Source organism: Rhodovulum steppense (assembly GCF_004339675.1).
Classification (GTDB): Bacteria; Pseudomonadota; Alphaproteobacteria; order Rhodobacterales; family Rhodobacteraceae; genus Rhodovulum; species Rhodovulum steppense.
Window position 1 is genome coordinate 1 of the sequence record NZ_SLVM01000067.1, and the last position, 1094, is coordinate 1094.

Annotated in this window: 1 protein-coding gene; it reads left to right on the forward strand. The window is 52.2% G+C overall.

The annotated features are described in order from the left end of the window. Nucleotides 1–98: 98 nt before the first annotated feature. On the forward strand, nucleotides 99–1016 hold the full coding sequence (locus tag EV216_RS18070; RefSeq protein WP_165899332.1) for an AAA family ATPase: 918 nt from the start codon (nucleotides 99–101) through the stop codon (nucleotides 1014–1016). Nucleotides 1017–1094 lie beyond the last annotated feature (78 nt).

The following is a 1094-nucleotide window of genomic DNA, read 5'->3' on the forward strand; positions in this document are numbered from 1 at the left end:
CCTCGGTCAGCCAGTAAAGATTGCTCATAGATCAGGTCTCCTCGCGGAGCCTGAATCACGCCAAAGACCTGAAATCAATGGGTCTGGAGCCTAGCGAGGTGGAGCTCAAGGAGCTTGGCCAGAACGCTCTCACCAACGATCCACGGCACATAACACCTTGGTTCAACCGAGCTGGCTTGGGCGGAGTGTTGATCCCCTCGGAAGCGGCTTCCGATGGCTTTCGTACGCTGACCAATGAGAATGCCGCAATCTTTGATAGTCTACTCGATGAAGCCGTTCCTGAAGTCCCGCAGGACGCTTGGTCTAATCGATCGAGCTACATTTCCTACTTGATGTCGCCAGTTGAGGCCGCGGAACGCCCGCCGTTGGCGACAGCTGATGTTAATTTGGTGAAAGAGGTGTTGACGGCGGTTAGGGTGCACGGTGCTCGGAAAATCATAGCGCTCTCAGGTATACCAGGGACGGGGAAAACTCGTCTGGCGAGAATTGTGGCCGATCAAATCACTGATGGAGATCCGTCGAGAAGTATGGAGATCCAATTCCACGATAGTACTTCATACGAGGATTTCGTTGAAGGGTTTGTTCCGAGAGCTGATGGACAGGGCTTTCAGCTTCGTCCAAAGACCCTTCGGAAAATTAATGAAAAGGCGTTGGAGGACCCCGGAAGAGAGTATGTCTTGGTGATCGAGGAATTTACCAGGGCGAACGCTCACTCCGTACTTGGAGAGTTGCTTACGTACATTGAACATCGGGGCCGGAAATTTACGCTTTCCATTTCTCAGTCCGAAACGCAGATCGCGCCAAATCTGATTGTTCTCACCACAATGAACCCGCGAGATCGCTCAGCGCTTTCACTGGACGACGCAGTAAACAGACGAGTTCACAGAATTCCAGTGCCCTCATCCGTTGCTTCTTTAAAGGAGATGCTTTTCAGCAATTTACCACCCGAGGTCTTGGATCGGCTAATTGAGTGGTTTGATCGGCACCTTGAGGACTTGCCTGTTGGATGTCACTGAGAACTGACCCAGCGTTGTCACCGAGAACTGACCCGCCCGGTCGTTATGTTTGCTACTTCATGCTGGGGTCAATGGTGC